Origin of the sequence: Achromobacter sp. Root83 (assembly GCF_001428845.1) — a bacterium.
Classification (GTDB): Bacteria; Pseudomonadota; Gammaproteobacteria; order Burkholderiales; family Burkholderiaceae_B; genus Achromobacter.
The window spans coordinates 1-16,431 of the sequence record NZ_LMIU01000010.1 but is presented as its reverse complement, the minus strand read 5'-3'; the positions used below and the strand labels follow the sequence as shown (position 1 = coordinate 16,431).

Genomic DNA, 16,431 nt, shown 5'->3' with positions numbered 1-16,431 from the left:
TAACTGGTTTTATCTTTGTTGGCATAATTTAATAACCAATTGGTTATGAGGAGAATGCCATGAGCTGGGACGCGGTCCGTCTCGCCAACCGTCTGAAGCACCGTCATCTGGCACTGCTGATCGATATTGCCCGGCACGGCTCGCTGACGCGCGTGGCGGCGGCCGCCGGCATCAGCCAGCCCGCGGTCACCAAGGCGCTGGCCGAACTCGAGGACATCTTCGGCGCGCCGCTGTTCACGCGCACCGGGCGCGGCCTGCAGCCTACGCCGCTGGGCAATCTGGCGCTGGTGCGCGCGCGGCACATGCTCAGCGACCTGGACCTGTGGGCCCGCGAGGTCGAAGCCTTGCACGCGGGACGGTCCGCGCATCTGCACGTGGGGGTGGTGCCGTACGTGTCCAGCGCCTTGCTGACCGCGGCCATCAGCCGCCTGCACCAGCGCCACGGCGTGACGCTGAGCCTGCACCGCGCCACCACCGACCACCTGGTGCCGATGTTGCGCCAGCACGAGCTGGACTGCATCATCAGCCGCGCCACGTCGACCGTCGCGCCCGACGACCTGATCCATCGCGTGCTGTATCGCCAGCGGCCGCGCCTGATCGCGCACGGCCGGCTCGCGCAGCGGCTGGCGCGGCGCAAGCCGGATTGGGCGGCGGTCGCTGAAATGGAATGGGTATTGCCGGCGGCCAACACGCCCACCCGGCAACTGATCGTGGAGCATTTCATCCGCGCCGAGCTGCGCCCGCCTTCGCCGGTGCTGGAGGCCTATTCAACGGATGTGATCGAAGGGATGCTGACGATGAACGACACCTTCGTCTCGGTCGTGCCCGAAGATATTGCGCGCGAGCTATGCCTGCGCGGCAAGCTGGGGATGGTGCCCTGGGATTTCGGCTGGGAACTGCCGCCGATCAACCTGATACGCCGCAAGCGCGACCAGCCGCTGGCCGCGGAAGAATGCTTCTCCGCCATCCTGCTGGACCTGTGCGGCGACACGGCCGCCCCTTGGCGGCAGGGCGAGGCCGATCCGCGCTGACTGGCCTTCAGAGTCCCAGCTTTGCGCGGGCGATATCCAGCAGGGCGCCGGCTGCCGTCTCCGGCGCCTCGTTGTTGCTGACCCGCAGCAGCCGGCAGCGCTCGGGCACCGGAAACGGCTGGGCGGCGCGCGACAGCCGCTCCGCTATCTGCGCGGCGCTTTCGCGTCCGCGGGACGCCAGGCGCCGGGCCAGCAGGCCAGGGTCCACCGACACCTCCACCGCGGTCAGCGACGGATAGCGCGCATGCGCCTGTTCCAGGTGCGCGCGCGATCCGTTGACGATGACCGCCGCGCCGCCAGCCAGCCAGGCGTCGATCTCGACCCCGATGCCGTAGTGCAGCCCGTGGCTGGCCCAGCGCAAGGCGAAGCAGCCCAGCGCGGCGCGGCGGGAGAATTCTTCGGGCGTGAGGCGCAGCGCGTCCTCGGTGCCGGCGCTGTCGCGGGTGATGTAGCGGTGCGCAACCAGCACGGGCTCTTCGCCGCGCAGGCCCGTGCGCAGGAGGCGCAGCAGTGTGTCCTTGCCGCTGCCCGACGGGCCCATCAGGTAGATCAGGCGGCCGCCGTCGGCGGGCGGCGGGACCGGCCGGGATCCGTTCATCGCGCGGCGGGGCCTTGCAGATAGTCCGCGCCGGCCGCGTCGGCGTGGCTGCCGTCGAAGCGGTAATGCCGCGCGGCGATGAAGTCTGCGCCGGATTCTGGCTGCACATAGACGCTGATGCCGGGCACGGGCATGGCCTGCCCGCGCAGGGGATCGGCGAAGGCGGCGATGCCGGCCCGCGCCTGCTCCAGCGCCGCGCCCGCCAGTTTGCCGGTCAAGGTGATGTGGAAGGTGTAGGTATCGAAGACATAGGGATAGCCCCAGCGTGCCAGCATGTCCTGTTGCGCGGGGCTGAGCGACCGCGGCTGGCGGCGGGCCGTTTCTTCCGGGGTGGGCGGGGCGCGCAGGGCGTCCAGGCCGCGCACCGCCGCATCGGCCAGGGCCTGGATACGGGCCTGTCCCTGCGTGTCGGCGTCCGCGATGCGCCAGGCCAGGAAGCCGCGCAACGTTTCACATTCCAGGGCGACCTCGAAGGGATGGAATCCGCGGACCAGTTCGCGGGCGGCGGCGTCCACCGCGTCCGGCGTGGCGCCGGCGCGCAGCCGGAAGGGCGGCTTCAAGGTGGCGTGCAGGCCATAGTGACGCGGAGCCTGTGTCCATTCGCGCGGGGTGTCGGCCTGGCCGGGCAGCGGCGCAAGCGCCTCGCCGGTGTCGGCGCAGCGTCCCAGCCAGCGGCTGCCGTGTTCGCGCCACGGGCCGGTGGGCGCCAGATAGAGGGCGTAACGATGGGCAAGCGGCATGGTCAGGCCGCCATCCGCTGGCCGAGGCCGTCGCCGAAGGCGCGCGTGGCGTAGCGCAGCTCGCCGCCCACGATGGCCGCGCAGACGCGGGGCAGGCCGGCCACCTGGTCGTCCACCACGATGGCGTCCGCGATCAGGCCCGGCGCGAGGGCGCCACGGTCCTTCAGGCCGGCGGCGCGGGCCGGATTCAGGGAAACGAGGTTCCAGGCCTGTTCCAGCGGCAGCACGCCGTCGTGGACCAGGCGCATGACGGCCGCCAGCGGCGCGGGGTAGTAGTAATCCGAGGTCAGGATGTCGCACAGTCCCGCGCGGATCATGTCGGTGGCCCCGGGCGCGCCGGTGTGGCTGCCGCCGCGCACCACGTTGGGCGCCCCGAAGACGACGGAATCGCCCAGGTCGCGCGCGACTCCGGCGGCCTCGCGCGTCAGGGGAAACTCGGCCACGCCGCAGCCCAGTTGATGGTAGTAGCGGCGCGTGGCGGCATCGGGATCGTCGTGCGAGGCCACCTTCAGGCCGGCCTGTTGCGCGCACAGCGTCAGCTCGCGCATGGCGTCCGCCACCGCGCCGGACGCCGACATGGCGGCGCGGATCCGATCCTGGAACACATCCAGGTCGCACTCGGCGCGGTTGGCGTATTGCATCAGGCGGCGCTCGTCGCCCAGTCGGCGCGCCATGCTGGGCAGGTGGTCGTTCAAGGCCAGGAAGCGGACGCGGCCATCGCGTATCCATTGCTGGGCGATGTCCAGGCCGCCCACGTGATGCGTTTCGAAGCGCAGATGCACGTAGTGCCGCGCGCCCAGGATGTGGCGCATGCTTTCCAGCGCGTCGAACATGCGTTCGGCGTAGGCCTCGCCGCGCAGTCCGCCTTCCCAAGACAGCGTGACGCCATGGAATTCGGTGGTGATGCCGTTGGCCAGCAACTGGCGGTCCACGTCGAACAGGGCGTTGTTGTAGGGAAAGGTCACGCTGGGCCGGGGCATGATGGCGCGCTCGAAGGCGTCGCCGTGCAGGTCCACGATGCCGGGCAGCACCAGCAGGTTGCCGGCGTCGAACCACGCGGCGCCTCGCGCGGGCGTGGCGCCCGCGTCATCGATCAGTCCGCCTTGAAACCGCAGGCTGGCCTGGGCGATGCCGCGAGGGGTCAGGATACGTTGGCCTGTGACACCGGCCAAGGGCGAGGGGGCGTGTGCGTGTGAGTTCATGATGAGACGTTATCGATCTTGCATTACAACCAGATGTCTAGATGTGTGTAGCGACTTTCGCGGCATTGCTTTCAGATACTTCCGTCCATGGCACGCCGCCGGCGTCCGGCCAGCGGCGTGCCCGCCGTCATGCGTCGTCCGCCACCATGAGCTGGACCAGGTCGCCGACGAAGCGGGTGATGCTGTACTGCAGCGGCGCGCCGTCCTGATCGACGTTCAGGGCTTCCACCTGCAGGATCGGCCGCGTCTTCGGCTGGCCCAGCAGGCGGGCGATCTCCGGGGTGGGCAGGGCGGCGGTGATGCGCGACCACTTGCGCGTGTAGTCGCCGATGCCGTAGTGCGCATACACCTTGGACACCGAGCGCAGCGCCGTGAGGCGTTCCGCGAAATCCGGGAAGCGCTTTTCGTCGAAGAAATGCTCGGAGGCGCTGATGGGCCGGTTCTCGGCCTTGCCCATGATCTGCACGCGCAACAGAGGCGCGCTGCGTGTGAGGCCCAGGTGCTTGGCGATGTCGGCCGCGCGCAGCGTCTGGCTGCCCAGGGCCTCCAGGTGGCCCAGCACGCCCTGGCTGCGCAGGTTTTCGGAAAAGCGCGTGCGCTTGCCGATGGCGTAATCGATGGCGTGCTCTTGCACGAAGGTGCCGCGCCCCTGCTCGATCCGGACCAGGCCGCCTTGTTCGAGTTCGCCCATGGCACGCCGGATGGTGTGGCGGTTTACCGAGAACTTGGCGGCCAGTTCCGGTTCCGACGGAAGCTGTTCGCCCGCCGCATAGAGTTTGTTGCGGATGTCGTCCGCAAGCGATTCGCCGATTTGCCGCCAGACGGCGATGCCGGAACCTCGTTCAACCATAGGGTGCGCTCGTGCTGTCACGTCAAGTTCATGAAGATTGGCTGTGATTGTGCATCATGTGGCTCCGCCCGGATAGGCAGTGGGGACAGACCGCAACTGTCATCAAAAATTCACGCCAGGCTGTTGAACTTCGGATTCCGAGCGATCATACTCCATCCAGTCGTCTAGACGTGTAGAGGAAATATGGATCACCCACAACAAGGGCAGGACGCGGCCAACGCACGGCGTGCCGCCTGGATGCGAGTGCTGGCGATGGCCGATCCGGCCGCGCTGGACGGGGCGTTTGGCGCGCTGGGCGGCGTGCCCGCGCATCGGACGCTGCGGCCGGCACAGACGGGCATGGCCATGGTGCGGGCGCGCAGCGGCGGCACCGGAACCCGGTTCAACCTGGGAGAAATCACCGTGACACGTTGCGCCATAACCCTGGATGACGGTGTGGTCGGCGTGTCCTACGTGCAGGGCCGTTCGCTGCGCCACGCCGAGCAGGCCGCGATCGCCGACGCGCTGCTGCAGTTGCCGGGCTGGCATGAAACCGTGCAGGCGCAACTGATCCAGCCGCTGGCGCGCCAGCACGCGGAACGGGTGGAACGCCAGGCGCGCGTGGCGGCACAGACCAAGGTGGAGTTCTTCACGATGGTGCGAGGCGAGGACTGACATGCAACAAGAAATGCTCTCTGCCGCGGCGGCCAGCCGGGCGCTGCTGCCCGGCTTCGCGGACCCGGGCCATGATGCGCAGGCTACGTTCCGCGCGGCGTTGAACGCGCTGGCCCACCCGGGCCGGGTGCACGACATCGTGGCCGCCAGCGGCGTGCCCGACGGCCTGTCGCCCGCCATGACGGCCTTGCTGCTGACGCTGGTGGACGTGGACACCCCGCTGTGGCTGCCGCAGTCCACCGGCGCGGACGTGCTTGCGTTCCTGCGCTTTCATTGCGCGTGCCCCATCGTGCCGTCGCCGTCGCTGGCCCGGTTCGCGGCCGTACCGGCGGGCTCGGACGCGCCCGCGCTGTCCGCCTGCCATCAGGGCGACCCGGCCTTTCCCGACCTGTCGACCACCTTGCTGATCGAGGTGGAATCACTGACGGACGGGGACGCCGCCATGCTGTCCGGCCCGGGCATCCAGACGCGGCAAACACTGCGCGCGGCGGGCCTGCCGGACGGCTTCTGGCGTGAATGGCGGCGCAATCATCAACGGTTCCCGCTGGGCGTCGACGTCTTCCTGACGCAGGGCCGGCGGATTTGCGGGCTGCCTCGCAGCACGCGCGTGGAGAGCTGATATGTATGTGGCCGTGAAGGGAGGCGAGCGCGCCATCCTGAATTCCTATCGCATGCTGGACGACTACCGGCGGGGCGACCGTAAGGTGCCCGAGCTCAGCCTGGAGCAGATACGCGGACAGATGCCGCTGGCGGTGTCGCGCGTCATGGCGGAAGGGTCGCTTTACGATCCGCAACTCGCGGCGCTGGCGATCAAGCAGGCGGCCGGGGACCTGATCGAAGCCGTGTTCCTGCTGCGTGCCTACCGCACCACCTTGTCCCGATACGGCTACACCCAGCCGATCGATACCGGCTGCATGCGCCTGCACCGCCGCATTTCGTCCACGTTCAAGGACGTGCCGGGCGGGCAGATCCTGGGCCCGACCTATGACTACACGCAGCGCCTGCTGGACTTCTCGCTGGAAGCGCAGCGCGAGGCCGACGCCTTGCCGCCGGGCGGCGAGGCGCTGAACAGCGCCATGCCGCGCGTGACGGACCTGCTGGCGCAAGACGAACTGATCGACGCGGAGCCCGTCCCGGAGGGCGACCCCGAACCCTTCGACCTGACGCGCCAGCCCCTGGACTTTCCCGCCACGCGGGCGGCCCGGCTGCAGAACCTGGCGCGCGCGGACGAAGGCTTCCTGCTGTCCATGGGCTACTCCACGCAGCGCGGTTACGGCAACACCCACCCGTTCGCCGCCGAGATCCGCTACGGCGCCCTGGAGGTGGAGATGCACATCGAAGAGCTGGGTTTCAGCGTGGCCGTGGGCGAGATCGAGGTCACCGAATGCCAGATGGTCAGCCAGTTCGCAGGCACCGCCGACGACGGGCCGAAGTTCACGCGCGGCTACGGGCTGACCTTCGGCTACGGCGAACGCAAGGCCATGTCGATGGCGCTGGTGGACCGCGCCCTGAAGGCGAGCGACCTGGGCGAGCGCGCCGACTCTCCGGCCAACGACCATGAGTTCGTGCTGTATCACAGCGACAACGTCGAGGCGTCGGGTTTCGTGCAGCACCTGAAGCTGCCGCACTACGTGGACTTCCAGTCCAACCTGGAACTGCTGCGCCGCTTGCGCGCGGAACGCGGCGCGCCGGATGCCGCGCACAACAAGCTGATGGACGAGGCCGTTTCCCCATGACGATACGCAACCCAACGGCCGACCGCGACGGCCACTACAACTTCGCGTATCTGGACGAGTCCACCAAGCGCATGCTGCGCCGCGCCCTGCTCAAGGCCGTGGCGATCCCCGGCTACCAGGTGCCCTTCGGTAGCCGCGAGATGCCGCTGCCCTACGGCTGGGGCACGGGCGGCATCCAGGTCACCGCGTCCATCATCGGCCGCGATGACGTGCTGAAGGTCATCGACCAGGGATCGGACGACACCACCAATGCCATCAGCATCCGCCGCTTCTTCGGCCGCGTGACCGGCGTGGCGACCACCGAATCCACGCCCGCGGCGACCATCGTGCAGACGCGCCACCGCATCCCCGAGACTCCGCTCGTCGAAGGGCAGGTCATGGTGTTTCAGGTGCCCGTGCCCGAGCCGCTGCGGTGGCTCGAGCCCAGCGAGGCCGAGACCCGCACCATGCACGCGCTGGCGGAATACGGCGGCATGCACGTCAAGCTGTACGAGGACATCGCGCAGCACGGGCACATCGCCACCACTTATGACTACCCGGTCATCGTGAACGACCGCTACATGATGCGGCCGTCGCCCATCCCGAAATTCGACAACCCCAAGCTGGACCGCAGCCCGGCGCTGATGCTGTTCGGCGCCGGCCGCGAAAAGCGGGTCTATGCGGTTCCGCCGTACACCCGCGTGAAGAGCCTGGACTTCGAGGACCATCCCTTCACGATAGAGAAATGGACCGAATGCTGCGACCTGTGCGGCTCGGGCGACAGCTACCTGGACGAGATCATCCTGGACGACGCCGGCACGCGCCGCTTCGTCTGCTCGGACACCGAATACTGCAACCACCGCCAGGCGCAAGCCGCCGCCAACGAGGCCGCCGCATGAACGCCCAACCTCTGCTTTCGGTGCGCAACATGACGCGCACCTGGGACGGCACCCACGGCTGCCGCAACGTCAGTTTCGATCTCTACCCCGGCGAAGTGCTGTGCGTGGTCGGCGAGTCAGGGTCGGGCAAGAGCACCTTGCTGTCCGCGGTGTCGTACCAGACGCAGCCGGACGCGGGCAGCGTCTGGTACGACACCCGCGATCAGGGCTTCATCGACCTGGCCGCGCTGCAAGGCGCGCGCCTGCGCCTGCTGTCCCGCACCGATTGGGGTTTCGTGCGCCAGAACGCCCGCGACGGCCTGCGCATGCAGGTCAGCGCCGGCGCCAACATTGCCGAGCGGCTGATGGCCGTGGGCGACCGGCACTACGGCGATCTGCGTCAGGCCGCGGGTAGCTGGCTGCAAAAGATGGAGATCGACGCCAGCCGCCTGGACGAGACGCCGGTGGCGTTTTCGGGCGGCATGCAGCAGCGCCTGCAGATCGCCCGCAACCTCGTGACGCACCCGCGGCTGGTGTTCATGGACGAACCCACCGCGTCGCTCGACGTCTCGGTGCAGGCGCGGCTGCTGGACCTGCTGCGCCAGCTTGTGACCGACCTGGGGCTGGCCGCCATCGTCGTCACGCACGACCTGGCCGTGGCGCGGCTATTGGCCCACCGCACGCTGGTCATGCGCGGCGGCGAAGTCGTCGAAAGCGGGCTGACCGACCAGATACTCGACGATCCGCAGCATCCCTACACCCAGTTGCTGGTGTCTTCCATCCTGCAGAGCTGAACATGAGCGCAACGAAATCCATGATCGAGGTGCGGGGCCTCGGAAAGATGTTCACCCTGCACAACCAGGGCGGCATGCGCCTGCCGGTGCTGGAGTCCGTCGACTTCGATGCGGACGCGGGCGACTGCCTGGTGCTGGCGGGGCCCTCGGGCACCGGCAAAAGCACCCTGCTGCGCTGCCTTTACGGCAACTATCTGGCGACCGAGGGCAGCATCCGTGTGCGCGCCGGGGGCCAATGGGTGGAACTGGTGGGCGCACCCGAACAGCGCATCCTGGCGCTGCGCCGCGACGTAATCGGCTATGTCAGCCAGTTCCTGCGCGTGATACCGCGCGTGTCGGCGCTGGAGGTGGTGGCCGAACCGCTGCGCATGGCCGGGGTGGACGGCGAAGAGGCCCGCGCCCGCGCCGCCGCCTTGCTGCAGCGCCTGAACGTGCCGTCCCGGCTGTGGGGCCTGGCTCCAGCCACTTTCTCCGGCGGCGAGCAGCAGCGGGTGAACATCGCGCGCGGCTTTATCGCCGGACATCCGATCCTGCTGCTGGACGAACCCACTGCTTCGCTGGACGCGGACAACCGGCGCGTGGTGATCGAACTGATCCACGAGGCCCTGGCCGGTGGACGCTGCCTGCTGGGCATCTTCCATGACGCCGAGGTGCGCGATGCCGTCGCCACCAAGACGATTGCCCTGCGCCCCGCGCAGCCCGCCCTGGCGGACACGGAGTAACCATGCAAAGCACCTACCTCACCCATGCCCGCGTGGTGTTGGCCGACCGGGTTCTGGAAAACAGCGCCGTGCTGATCGACGGCGGCCACATCGTCGCCATCGAACCGGATGGCGCGCAGGCCGACCGCGAGATCGACCTGCAGGGCCAGACCCTGATGCCGGGCTTGATCGACCTGCATTGCGACGCCATCGAAAAGGAAGCCGAGCCGCGCTCGCGCGTGCTGTTTCCGCTGGACTTCGCGGTGGCGCAAGTGGACCGCCGCAATGCCGCCGCGGGCATCACCACGCCCTATCACGCCCTGTCGTTCGCCAACAACGAATGGGGCGTGCGCAACAACCAGACCGCGGCGCAGGTGGTGCGCACGGTGCGCGCCTTCCGCCACCACAGCCTGGTGGACAACCGAGTCCATTGCCGTTACGAAGTCACCGATGAGACGTCCGTGGACGTGCTGCGTGCCTTGATGGACGAAGGCGCGGTCGACCTGCTGTCGGTCATGGACCATTCGCCGGGCCAGGGCCAGTTCAAGACGCTGGAATCCTATCTGCAATACATGATGGGCAACCATGCGATGAGCCGCGAGCAGGCCGAGGAGGCCGCGCAATCCAAGGCGCGCGCCAAGGACGGCGCCGTCGCGCGCGTGGAAGCGCTGCTGTCGCAGGCGCATGCGCTGGGCATCCCCACCGCCAGCCACGATGACGACTCCATCCAGCGAATCGCCACCATGCGCAACCTGGGCGTGGCGATGAGCGAGTTCCCCATCACCCTGGACACGGCGCGGGCGGCGGTGTCCTGCGGCCTGCCCACCATCCTGGGCGCGCCCAACGTGCTGCGCGGCCAGAGCCAGAGCGGATCCATGCGCGCCATCGACGCCATTCGCGCGGGCGTGGCGAGCTGCCTGTGCTCGGACTACCAGCCATCGACGCTGATCGCCGCCGCCTTCGCGGTGGCGGCACAGACGGACCTTGATTTGCCGCGGGCCATCGCGCTGGTCACGCTGAATCCGGCGGCGGCGTGCGGCCTGTCGGACCGCGGCCGTATCGCGGTGGGCTTGCGCGCGGACCTGGTGGCGGTCGCCCAGGTGGGCGCGCAGCCGCTGATCAGCCATACGTGGTCGGCCGGCCGGCTGGTATTCTCGACCCACTATCCGCCGGTGCGCGAGCACGAGGGCAGGGCGGGCGAGCCGCAGAGCCTAGCGGCCTGACGCGATTTCCGGAGACCCGCAATGAATCCTGTCGTGACAGCCGTGGCGCTCAGCCAGACGCATACCTTCACCAAGGCGGTGGTCCCCGCCATCCTGCTTCTGGCGGGCCTGGGCGTGGAAGGCGACGCGCACCTGGGGGTTACCGTCAAACACCGTTCCAGGGTCCGGGCCGATCCCACGCAGCCCAACCTGCGCCAGGTCCACCTGATCCACGGCGAGCTCCACGACGAACTCCAAGCAGCGGGTTTCAATGTGGCCGAGGGCACGATGGGCGAAAACATCACCACCCGCGGCATCGACCTGCTGGGCCTGCCGCGCGGTGCGCGGCTGCATCTGGGCGCGGACGCGATTGTCGAAATTACCGGCTTGCGCAACCCTTGCGTCCAGTTGGACCACTACCAGCAGGGCTTGACCGCCGCCGTGCTGGGCCGCCATGCCGACGGCAGCCTGATGCGCCGCGCCGGCGTCATGGGCATCGTGGTGGCGGGCGGCACGGTGGGCGCGGGCGATTCCATCCGCGTGACGCTGCCCAAGCCGCCCCATCTTCCGCTGGAACGGGTTTAAGACCGTCTTTCAGGGTGCGGCCGTGCTAGGCGCAAAAACATCGCCGGCAGCCACAGACGGGGGGGCTGGCATCTGGTTAAATGGCGGAAAGGCGTAACCGCCTAAGGCGACGCCGTATCTACCGCGGCTCGCCACCTCTCTTTCCGGAGCGCGCGATGGCACGATTCAATTTCACTCAAGACCCCGAAGAACCCGATCTCTGGGCGGCCGAGAACGTCGCCGCGGGCGAAGGCCGTCCGCCCATCCACGTCATGATCCAGACGGACGGCGAAGAGCCCGACGGCGCCGCGTCCAAGGTGGTCAAGGCCATCATCGACAATCTCGATGACCAGATTCTGGCCGCGGCCGAATTCCTGCTTGATAACTATTCGTACGAGCACTGCAAGAAGCTCGGCATCGAAGACGATCAACTGCTCAAGGAAGAAACCCCCGAAGCCATGGCCGACAAGGCCGTGCTGCGCGCCCTGTGGCTGTTCGACGAAGACGGCGACGGCTACGAACTGTGGTTCACGCTGCCCTGGGATCCGGTGCACACGTATGACGTCGAATTCGAAGACGGCACGCCCGTGTCCTGCTCGGTCAACGATTAAACCCGCCGCATCCCGGAGCCGGCCCTAAGGGGCCAGCTCGTATTTTGTCGCCAGGCTCTGCCCCAGCGATTCATCATAGTGGTAGCGCACTTTCAGGGGCTTGCCCTTGTGGATCGCGCGGGCCGCGACATCGTCCAGCACCACGTCGACCTCCCGGTTCACGAACGGGGTGCAATCGCTGTCGGCGCGCTCGCCGTCCGGAATGCCGGCGGCGCTGACCTTCAATCTGAACATCACCTGAGACAGCTCCGTGCCATCGGTCCGGAACTGCCGCAGGGTTGCGGGCAGGCTGGATACGGTGCCGGAAAGGTCGCAGGAAATGCGGGTCCAGGCATGCGCGGCGGGGGCGGTGGCCAGGGCGCACGCGGCAAGCGCGGGCAGCGCCAGGGCACGAAGAACGGGACGGGATTTCATGGCGTGCAAGGAAGGCGGGGCGCCCATGCGCGCCGCGCCGCAATGTGAAAAACGGGCCTCTATGTTGCGCCCGGCCCCTGCAGCCGGTCAAGCTTGCGGCGGCCAGAAAAATCGGGCCGTTGCGGCCCGATTTTCTTATGCGTTCTGGGTGGCGGGCGGACTGGCCGGCGCGCCTTCCGTTTCGGGGGCGGCGGACGGAGCCTCTTCCTTGCCCTCCAGCTTGGCGATGACGGCCGTGGCCAGGCTGTTGCCCACCACGTTGGTCGCGGTGCGGCCCATGTCGAAAAACTGGTCGATGCCCATGATCAGCAGCAGGCCGGCTTCCGGCAGGTGGAACATCGGCAGCGTCGCGGCCACCACGACCAGCGACGCGCGCGCCACGCCCGCCATGCCCTTGCTGGTCACCATCAGCACCAGCAGCAGGGTGAGCTGCTGCGCAAAGCTCATCTCGATGTTGTAGGCCTGCGCGATGAACAGCACCGCGAACGACTGGTACATCATCGAGCCGTCCAGGTTGAACGAGTAGCCCAGCGGCAGCACAAAGCCGGAAATGCGCTTGGACACGCCAAACCGTTCCAGGGCCTCGATCGTCTTGGGATAGGCGGATTCGCTGCTGGCGGTGGAGAAGGCCAGCAGGGTGGGTTCCTTGATCAGGCCGGCCAGGCGGCGCGTGGATCTGCCCAGGAACAGATAGCCCACACCGAACAGGATGGCCCACAGCAACGCCAGCCCCAGGTAGAACTCGCCGATCAGCTTGCCGTAGCTGACCAGCACGCCCAGGCCTTCCGTGGTGATGGCCGCGGCCATGGCGGCGAACACGCCCAGCGGCGCGAAGCGCATGACATAGTCGGTCACGCGGAACATGATCTTGGCCAGCTCATCGATCATGTTGTAGAGCGTGTTGTGGCCCTTGCCGCGGATGTACGACAGCGCCGCGCCGAAGAACAGCGAGAACACCAGGATCTGCAGGATCTCGTTGTTGGCCATGGCCTCCGCGATGCTCTTGGGGAACACGTGGGCGATGAAGGCCTTGAGCGTGAAGTCGCCGGTCTTCAGGCCGGACGTCAGGCCCGCGTCGGGCAGGGCCAGGTTCAGGTGCGCGCCGGGCTGAAAGATGTTCACCAGCGCCAGGCCCAGCAGCAGCGAGATCGCGGAGGCCGCGATGAACCAGATCATGGCGCGCATGCCGATGCGGCCGACGGCGCTGGCGTCGCTCATGCTGGCCAGGCCGGTCACCAGGGTAGCGAACACGAGCGGCGCGATGATCATCTTGATCATGCGCAGGAAGATGTCCGTAACCAGGCTGAAGTAGGAGGCAATCTGCGCCGCCTCCTGCTGGTTCTGCGCGTAGGTATTGCAGAAATAACCCACCACGATGCCCAGCACCATGGCGATGCCGATGTAACGCGTCAGCTTCTTAGTGTTCATGTTCAAACGGAAAACGGGGAGCCGCCGCTGCCCCAAGGGGCTGGCCCGCCGGCATGGGGCGGGGCAAGACGGTCCGGTGACGGACATGCCAGGGGCCCGGGAGGTGCTGCGGGTTAACCCTTGGGGCGCGATGTTAACGCCCGCCACCTGACAGTTAGTTGTCAGTTTGGGGACGGATGGAGCGGCGTTTTTACGCCTCCAAGGGTGTGCGCAGAATGCAATTTGTATCGGCCCGCAAGGTGGAACGAGCGGCGGCAGGCGTGCCAGAATGGGCGCCGGCCTTCATCGATGGGGCCGGACGCAAGCACAGGCCCCGCCGGGGGGCGACAAAGGAGACAAAGCAATGCCGAATCGCGAATTGTCCGTACTGGCGTCTGGATACACCTACCTTGAAGGGTTGCGCTGGCACGAGGACCGCCTGTGGGCGTCGGACTTCTATACAGGCCACGTCATCACCGTGACGGCGCAGGGCGCCGTGGACCGCGTCTGTCTGGTGCCGCAGCAGCCGTCGGGCCTGGGCTGGCTGCCCGATGGCCGCCTGCTGATCTCGTCCATGAAAGACCGCAAGGTGCTGCGCCGCGAGGCCGACGGCACGTTGTCGGTCCACGCCGACCTGTCCGCGCTGACGGGCGGGCACGTCAACGACATGGTGGTGGACGCGCAGGGCAGGGCCTATGTGGGCAACTTCGGCTTCGACATCATGAACGGCGCGCCAGTCCAGACCACGACCCTGGTGCGCGTCGATCCCGACGGCGTGGCGCAGGTGGTGGCGGACGGGCTGTGCTTCCCCAACGGCTCGTTCATCACGCCGGACGGCAAGACGCTGATCGTCAACGAAACCTTCGGCAACCGCATTTCCGAGTTCGACATCCAGGCCAACGGCGCGCTGGGGCCTCGCCGGGACTGGGCCAATTTCGGGGAATTGCCCGCCAGCGATGACCTGTCCGTGCTGATCGGCGCATCAGCCATCGCGCCGGACGGCGGCGCGCTGGATGCCGAAGGGGCGATCTGGGTGGGCGACGCCATCGGCAAGCGCATCGTGCGCGTCGAACGGGGCGGCAGGATCCTGGAGCAGATCGATACCGGCGAATTCGGCATCTTCGCCGCGGCCCTGGGGGGACCGGATGGCCGGACCCTGTTCATGGCGGCCGCGCCGGACTTCGTCGAAGCCAACCGCCGGGCCAGGCCAGAGGCCCGCATACTCGCGACCCGGGTGGACGTGCCGCACGCCGGCAGGCCGTAAGCATAGTGCGCGAGGCGTAAGCGTATCGCCGGCCCGTCCTGCATCGGGATGAGGGCGGCCGCTTGCGCCCGTCCGTTCGGCATCGCCTGAAGGGATAGGATACCGGCCGTTGCAAGACCTTTCTTCGATTCCCCCGTAAAATCACCCCATTCAGCAGGACTTCAACCATCTTTCAATAGACAGTACCTAAGGAGGACCACTCATGGCCCTAGTCTCCATGCGCCAGTTGCTCGACCACGCCGCCGAGCACGGCTACGGCATTCCGGCTTTCAACGTCAACAACCTGGAACAGGTCCAGGCCATCATGGAAGCCGCTGCGGAGACCGACAGCCCCGTGATCATGCAGGCCTCGGCCGGCGCGCGCAAGTACGCGGGCGAAGGCTTCCTGAAGTACCTGATCCAGGCCGCCGTTGAGTCCTATCCGCACATCCCCGTGGTCATGCACCAGGATCACGGCCAGTCGCCCAAGGTCTGCCAAGGCGCCATCGACCTGGGATTCTCCAGCGTCATGATGGACGGTTCGCTCAAGGAAGACGGCAAGACCATCGCCGACTACGACTACAACGTCGACGTCACCAAGAAGGTCGTGGACATCGCCCACAAGCTGGGCGTGACCGTCGAAGGCGAACTCGGCTGCCTGGGTTCGCTTGAAACCATGGAAGGCGACAAGGAAGACGGCCACGGCGCCGACGGCAAGCTGACCATGGATCAGCTGCTGACCGACCCGGAACAGGCCGCCGACTTCGTGCGCCGCACGCAACTGGACGCGCTGGCCATCGCCATCGGCACCAGCCACGGCGCCTACAAGTTCACGCGCAAGCCCACCGGCGACATCCTGTCGATCTCCCGCATCAAGGAAATCCACGCCCGCCTGCCCAACACCCACCTGGTGATGCACGGCAGCTCCAGCGTCCCGCAGGAACTGCTGGCCGAGATCCGTGAATTCGGCGGCAACATGAAGGAAACCTACGGCGTGCCCGTCGAGGAAATCCAGGAAGCCATCAAGTACGGCGTGCGCAAGATCAATATCGACACCGATATCCGTCTGGCCATGACCGGCGCGATCCGCCGCTTCTTCGCCGAGAACCCCGAAAAGTTCGACCCGCGCGAATACCTCAAGCCCGCCCGCGCCGCCGCCAAGGCCATCTGTGTGGCTCGCTACAACGAATTCGGCACCGCCGGCAACGCCAGCAAGATCAAGGCCCTGCCGCTGACCGAAATCGCCGCGCAATACGCGTCGGGCAAGCTGGCCCAGGTGGTTCAGTAAGCCTCCCGCGCCAACGCCCCTGAGGGGGCGGCGGCACAGGAAAAAGGGCTGATCCTTGCGGGTCAGCCCTTTTGTTTTTTGGCACTTAGGCCGGTCGAGGCAATGCCTTGTGCAGGTTCCAAAATCGCTCCGCAAGATAGAGCGGGCCAAATTTGACCCGACCGGGTCAAATTTGGCTCGCTCCGTTTCCTTAGTTATCAATGGCTTATAAAAAATCGGGTCAAATCTGGCCCGATTTTTCGTTGAAAATCGCTGGTTCTCGCCACGTGGTTGGATTTGGCAACTCCAAGCGCTCGGAGAATCCTCGTAAGTCATTGATTATTTATGGCTTATTTCTGGTTGCCCGAATCTGGCACGGGTTTTGCATATGACGTCGTAGCGCCTCCATCGGGAGGTTTAACGGCCCTCAGGGCCTTAACGACGACAACGGAGTTCCGTCATGCCTACCCCCGCCTACATCAGCATCACCGGCAAAACCCAGGGCAACATCACCCAGGGCGCCTTCACCGCCGACTCGGTCGGCAACGTCTACGTGGAAG

General features: G+C 67.1%; 18 protein-coding genes and 1 pseudogene. 13 read left to right on the top strand and 6 right to left on the bottom strand.

Features of this window, described 5'->3' with window-relative positions; genetic code table 11:
• Window positions 1-59: 59 nt before the first annotated feature.
• Complete coding sequence (locus ASE30_RS11995; protein WP_057284542.1) at window positions 60-1,031, top strand: LysR family transcriptional regulator; 972 nt, start codon at window positions 60-62, stop codon at window positions 1,029-1,031.
• Between the two features lie 7 nt (window positions 1,032-1,038).
• Here the strand turns inward: ASE30_RS11995 and phnN are convergent, their stop codons facing one another.
• The 4 genes from phnN to phnF all read right to left on the bottom strand — a co-directional run bounded on the left by phnN (window position 1,039) and on the right by phnF (window position 4,421).
• Window positions 1,039-1,629, bottom strand: coding sequence for a phosphonate metabolism protein/1,5-bisphosphokinase (PRPP-forming) PhnN (phnN, locus tag ASE30_RS11990; RefSeq protein WP_057284541.1), 591 nt, complete (start codon window positions 1,627-1,629; stop codon window positions 1,039-1,041).
• On the bottom strand, window positions 1,626-2,369 hold the full coding sequence (locus tag ASE30_RS11985) for a DUF1045 domain-containing protein (RefSeq protein WP_057284540.1): 744 nt from the start codon (window positions 2,367-2,369) through the stop codon (window positions 1,626-1,628). Before ASE30_RS11985 ends, phnN begins: the two co-directional genes overlap by 4 nt.
• Before the next feature lie 2 nt (window positions 2,370-2,371).
• Window positions 2,372-3,571, bottom strand: a complete 1,200-nt coding sequence (locus ASE30_RS11980) for an alpha-D-ribose 1-methylphosphonate 5-triphosphate diphosphatase (RefSeq protein ID WP_057284539.1) — start codon at window positions 3,569-3,571, stop codon at window positions 2,372-2,374.
• A 127-nt stretch (window positions 3,572-3,698) separates the two neighbouring features.
• Entirely contained in the window at window positions 3,699-4,421 is a 723-nt protein-coding gene (gene phnF, locus ASE30_RS11975; protein WP_057284538.1) for a phosphonate metabolism transcriptional regulator PhnF, read from the bottom strand.
• Between the two features lie 183 nt (window positions 4,422-4,604).
• Between phnF and phnG the strand changes: the two genes are divergently transcribed.
• From phnG to ASE30_RS11930, 9 genes are all read left to right on the top strand, one after another.
• Complete coding sequence (phnG, locus tag ASE30_RS11970; RefSeq protein ID WP_057284537.1) at window positions 4,605-5,075, top strand: phosphonate C-P lyase system protein PhnG; 471 nt, start codon at window positions 4,605-4,607, stop codon at window positions 5,073-5,075.
• Between the two features lies 1 nt (window position 5,076).
• A complete protein-coding gene (gene phnH / locus ASE30_RS11965) occupies window positions 5,077-5,694 on the top strand; it encodes a phosphonate C-P lyase system protein PhnH (protein WP_057284536.1) in 618 nt (205 codons plus the stop codon).
• A gap of 1 nt (window position 5,695) precedes the next feature.
• Complete coding sequence (locus ASE30_RS11960; RefSeq protein WP_057284535.1) at window positions 5,696-6,811, top strand: carbon-phosphorus lyase complex subunit PhnI; 1,116 nt, start codon at window positions 5,696-5,698, stop codon at window positions 6,809-6,811.
• On the top strand, window positions 6,808-7,689 hold the full coding sequence (locus tag ASE30_RS11955; protein WP_057284534.1) for an alpha-D-ribose 1-methylphosphonate 5-phosphate C-P-lyase PhnJ: 882 nt from the start codon (window positions 6,808-6,810) through the stop codon (window positions 7,687-7,689). The genes ASE30_RS11960 and ASE30_RS11955 overlap by 4 nt, the downstream gene beginning before the upstream one ends.
• Window positions 7,686-8,462 carry a phosphonate C-P lyase system protein PhnK gene (phnK, locus tag ASE30_RS11950; protein ID WP_057284533.1) on the top strand — a complete coding sequence of 259 codons (777 nt, stop codon included), beginning with the start codon at window positions 7,686-7,688 and terminating at the stop codon, window positions 8,460-8,462. Before ASE30_RS11955 ends, phnK begins: the two co-directional genes overlap by 4 nt.
• Window positions 8,463-8,464: 2 nt before the next feature.
• Window positions 8,465-9,184 (top strand): phosphonate C-P lyase system protein PhnL, encoded by a 720-nt coding sequence (gene phnL / locus ASE30_RS11945; RefSeq protein WP_057284532.1) that lies wholly within the window; start codon window positions 8,465-8,467, stop codon window positions 9,182-9,184.
• Window positions 9,185-9,186: 2 nt separating this feature from the next.
• Window positions 9,187-10,386, top strand: a complete 1,200-nt coding sequence (locus tag ASE30_RS11940) for an alpha-D-ribose 1-methylphosphonate 5-triphosphate diphosphatase (protein WP_057284531.1) — start codon at window positions 9,187-9,189, stop codon at window positions 10,384-10,386.
• Between the two features lie 21 nt (window positions 10,387-10,407).
• Window positions 10,408-10,950 carry an MOSC domain-containing protein gene (locus ASE30_RS11935; RefSeq protein ID WP_057284530.1) on the top strand — a complete coding sequence of 181 codons (543 nt, stop codon included), beginning with the start codon at window positions 10,408-10,410 and terminating at the stop codon, window positions 10,948-10,950.
• A gap of 155 nt (window positions 10,951-11,105) precedes the next feature.
• Window positions 11,106-11,540, top strand: coding sequence for a hypothetical protein (locus ASE30_RS11930; protein WP_057284529.1), 435 nt, complete (start codon window positions 11,106-11,108; stop codon window positions 11,538-11,540).
• Window positions 11,541-11,564: 24 nt separating this feature from the next.
• Here the strand turns inward: ASE30_RS11930 and ASE30_RS11925 are convergent, their stop codons facing one another.
• Entirely contained in the window at window positions 11,565-11,954 is a 390-nt protein-coding gene (locus ASE30_RS11925; RefSeq protein ID WP_057284572.1) for a hypothetical protein, read from the bottom strand.
• 135 nt (window positions 11,955-12,089) lie between these two features.
• Window positions 12,090-13,382, bottom strand: a complete 1,293-nt coding sequence (locus ASE30_RS11920; protein WP_057284528.1) for a dicarboxylate/amino acid:cation symporter — start codon at window positions 13,380-13,382, stop codon at window positions 12,090-12,092.
• Window positions 13,383-13,725: 343 nt separating this feature from the next.
• Between ASE30_RS11920 and ASE30_RS11915 the strand changes: the two genes are divergently transcribed.
• From ASE30_RS11915 to ASE30_RS29900, 3 genes and pseudogenes are all read left to right on the top strand, one after another.
• Window positions 13,726-14,625 (top strand): SMP-30/gluconolactonase/LRE family protein, encoded by a 900-nt coding sequence (locus ASE30_RS11915; RefSeq protein ID WP_057284527.1) that lies wholly within the window; start codon window positions 13,726-13,728, stop codon window positions 14,623-14,625.
• A gap of 202 nt (window positions 14,626-14,827) precedes the next feature.
• Entirely contained in the window at window positions 14,828-15,892 is a 1,065-nt protein-coding gene (gene fba, locus ASE30_RS11910) for a class II fructose-bisphosphate aldolase (RefSeq protein ID WP_057284526.1), read from the top strand.
• A gap of 439 nt (window positions 15,893-16,331) precedes the next feature.
• Window positions 16,332-16,431, top strand: a pseudogene (locus tag ASE30_RS29900) (type VI secretion system tube protein Hcp); the annotation flags it as partial.

Coding starts and splice junctions, on each gene's coding strand:
- phnH (WP_057284536.1), top strand. CDS start 5,077: ATGCAACAAGAAATGCTCTCTGCCGCGGCGGCCAGCCGGGCGCTGCTG.
- ASE30_RS11935 (WP_057284530.1), top strand. CDS start 10,408: ATGAATCCTGTCGTGACAGCCGTGGCGCTCAGCCAGACGCATACCTTC.
- ASE30_RS11915 (WP_057284527.1), top strand. CDS start 13,726: ATGCCGAATCGCGAATTGTCCGTACTGGCGTCTGGATACACCTACCTT.
- ASE30_RS11920 (WP_057284528.1), bottom strand. CDS start 13,382: ATGAACACTAAGAAGCTGACGCGTTACATCGGCATCGCCATGGTGCTG.
- ASE30_RS11985 (WP_057284540.1), bottom strand. CDS start 2,369: ATGCCGCTTGCCCATCGTTACGCCCTCTATCTGGCGCCCACCGGCCCG.
- ASE30_RS11940 (WP_057284531.1), top strand. CDS start 9,187: ATGCAAAGCACCTACCTCACCCATGCCCGCGTGGTGTTGGCCGACCGG.
- fba (WP_057284526.1), top strand. CDS start 14,828: ATGGCCCTAGTCTCCATGCGCCAGTTGCTCGACCACGCCGCCGAGCAC.
- ASE30_RS11925 (WP_057284572.1), bottom strand. CDS start 11,954: ATGAAATCCCGTCCCGTTCTTCGTGCCCTGGCGCTGCCCGCGCTTGCC.
- ASE30_RS11995 (WP_057284542.1), top strand. CDS start 60: ATGAGCTGGGACGCGGTCCGTCTCGCCAACCGTCTGAAGCACCGTCAT.
- phnK (WP_057284533.1), top strand. CDS start 7,686: ATGAACGCCCAACCTCTGCTTTCGGTGCGCAACATGACGCGCACCTGG.
- ASE30_RS11960 (WP_057284535.1), top strand. CDS start 5,696: ATGTATGTGGCCGTGAAGGGAGGCGAGCGCGCCATCCTGAATTCCTAT.
- phnF (WP_057284538.1), bottom strand. CDS start 4,421: ATGGTTGAACGAGGTTCCGGCATCGCCGTCTGGCGGCAAATCGGCGAA.
- ASE30_RS11955 (WP_057284534.1), top strand. CDS start 6,808: ATGACGATACGCAACCCAACGGCCGACCGCGACGGCCACTACAACTTC.
- phnL (WP_057284532.1), top strand. CDS start 8,465: ATGAGCGCAACGAAATCCATGATCGAGGTGCGGGGCCTCGGAAAGATG.
- ASE30_RS11930 (WP_057284529.1), top strand. CDS start 11,106: ATGGCACGATTCAATTTCACTCAAGACCCCGAAGAACCCGATCTCTGG.
- ASE30_RS11980 (WP_057284539.1), bottom strand. CDS start 3,571: ATGAACTCACACGCACACGCCCCCTCGCCCTTGGCCGGTGTCACAGGC.
- phnG (WP_057284537.1), top strand. CDS start 4,605: ATGGATCACCCACAACAAGGGCAGGACGCGGCCAACGCACGGCGTGCC.
- phnN (WP_057284541.1), bottom strand. CDS start 1,629: ATGAACGGATCCCGGCCGGTCCCGCCGCCCGCCGACGGCGGCCGCCTG.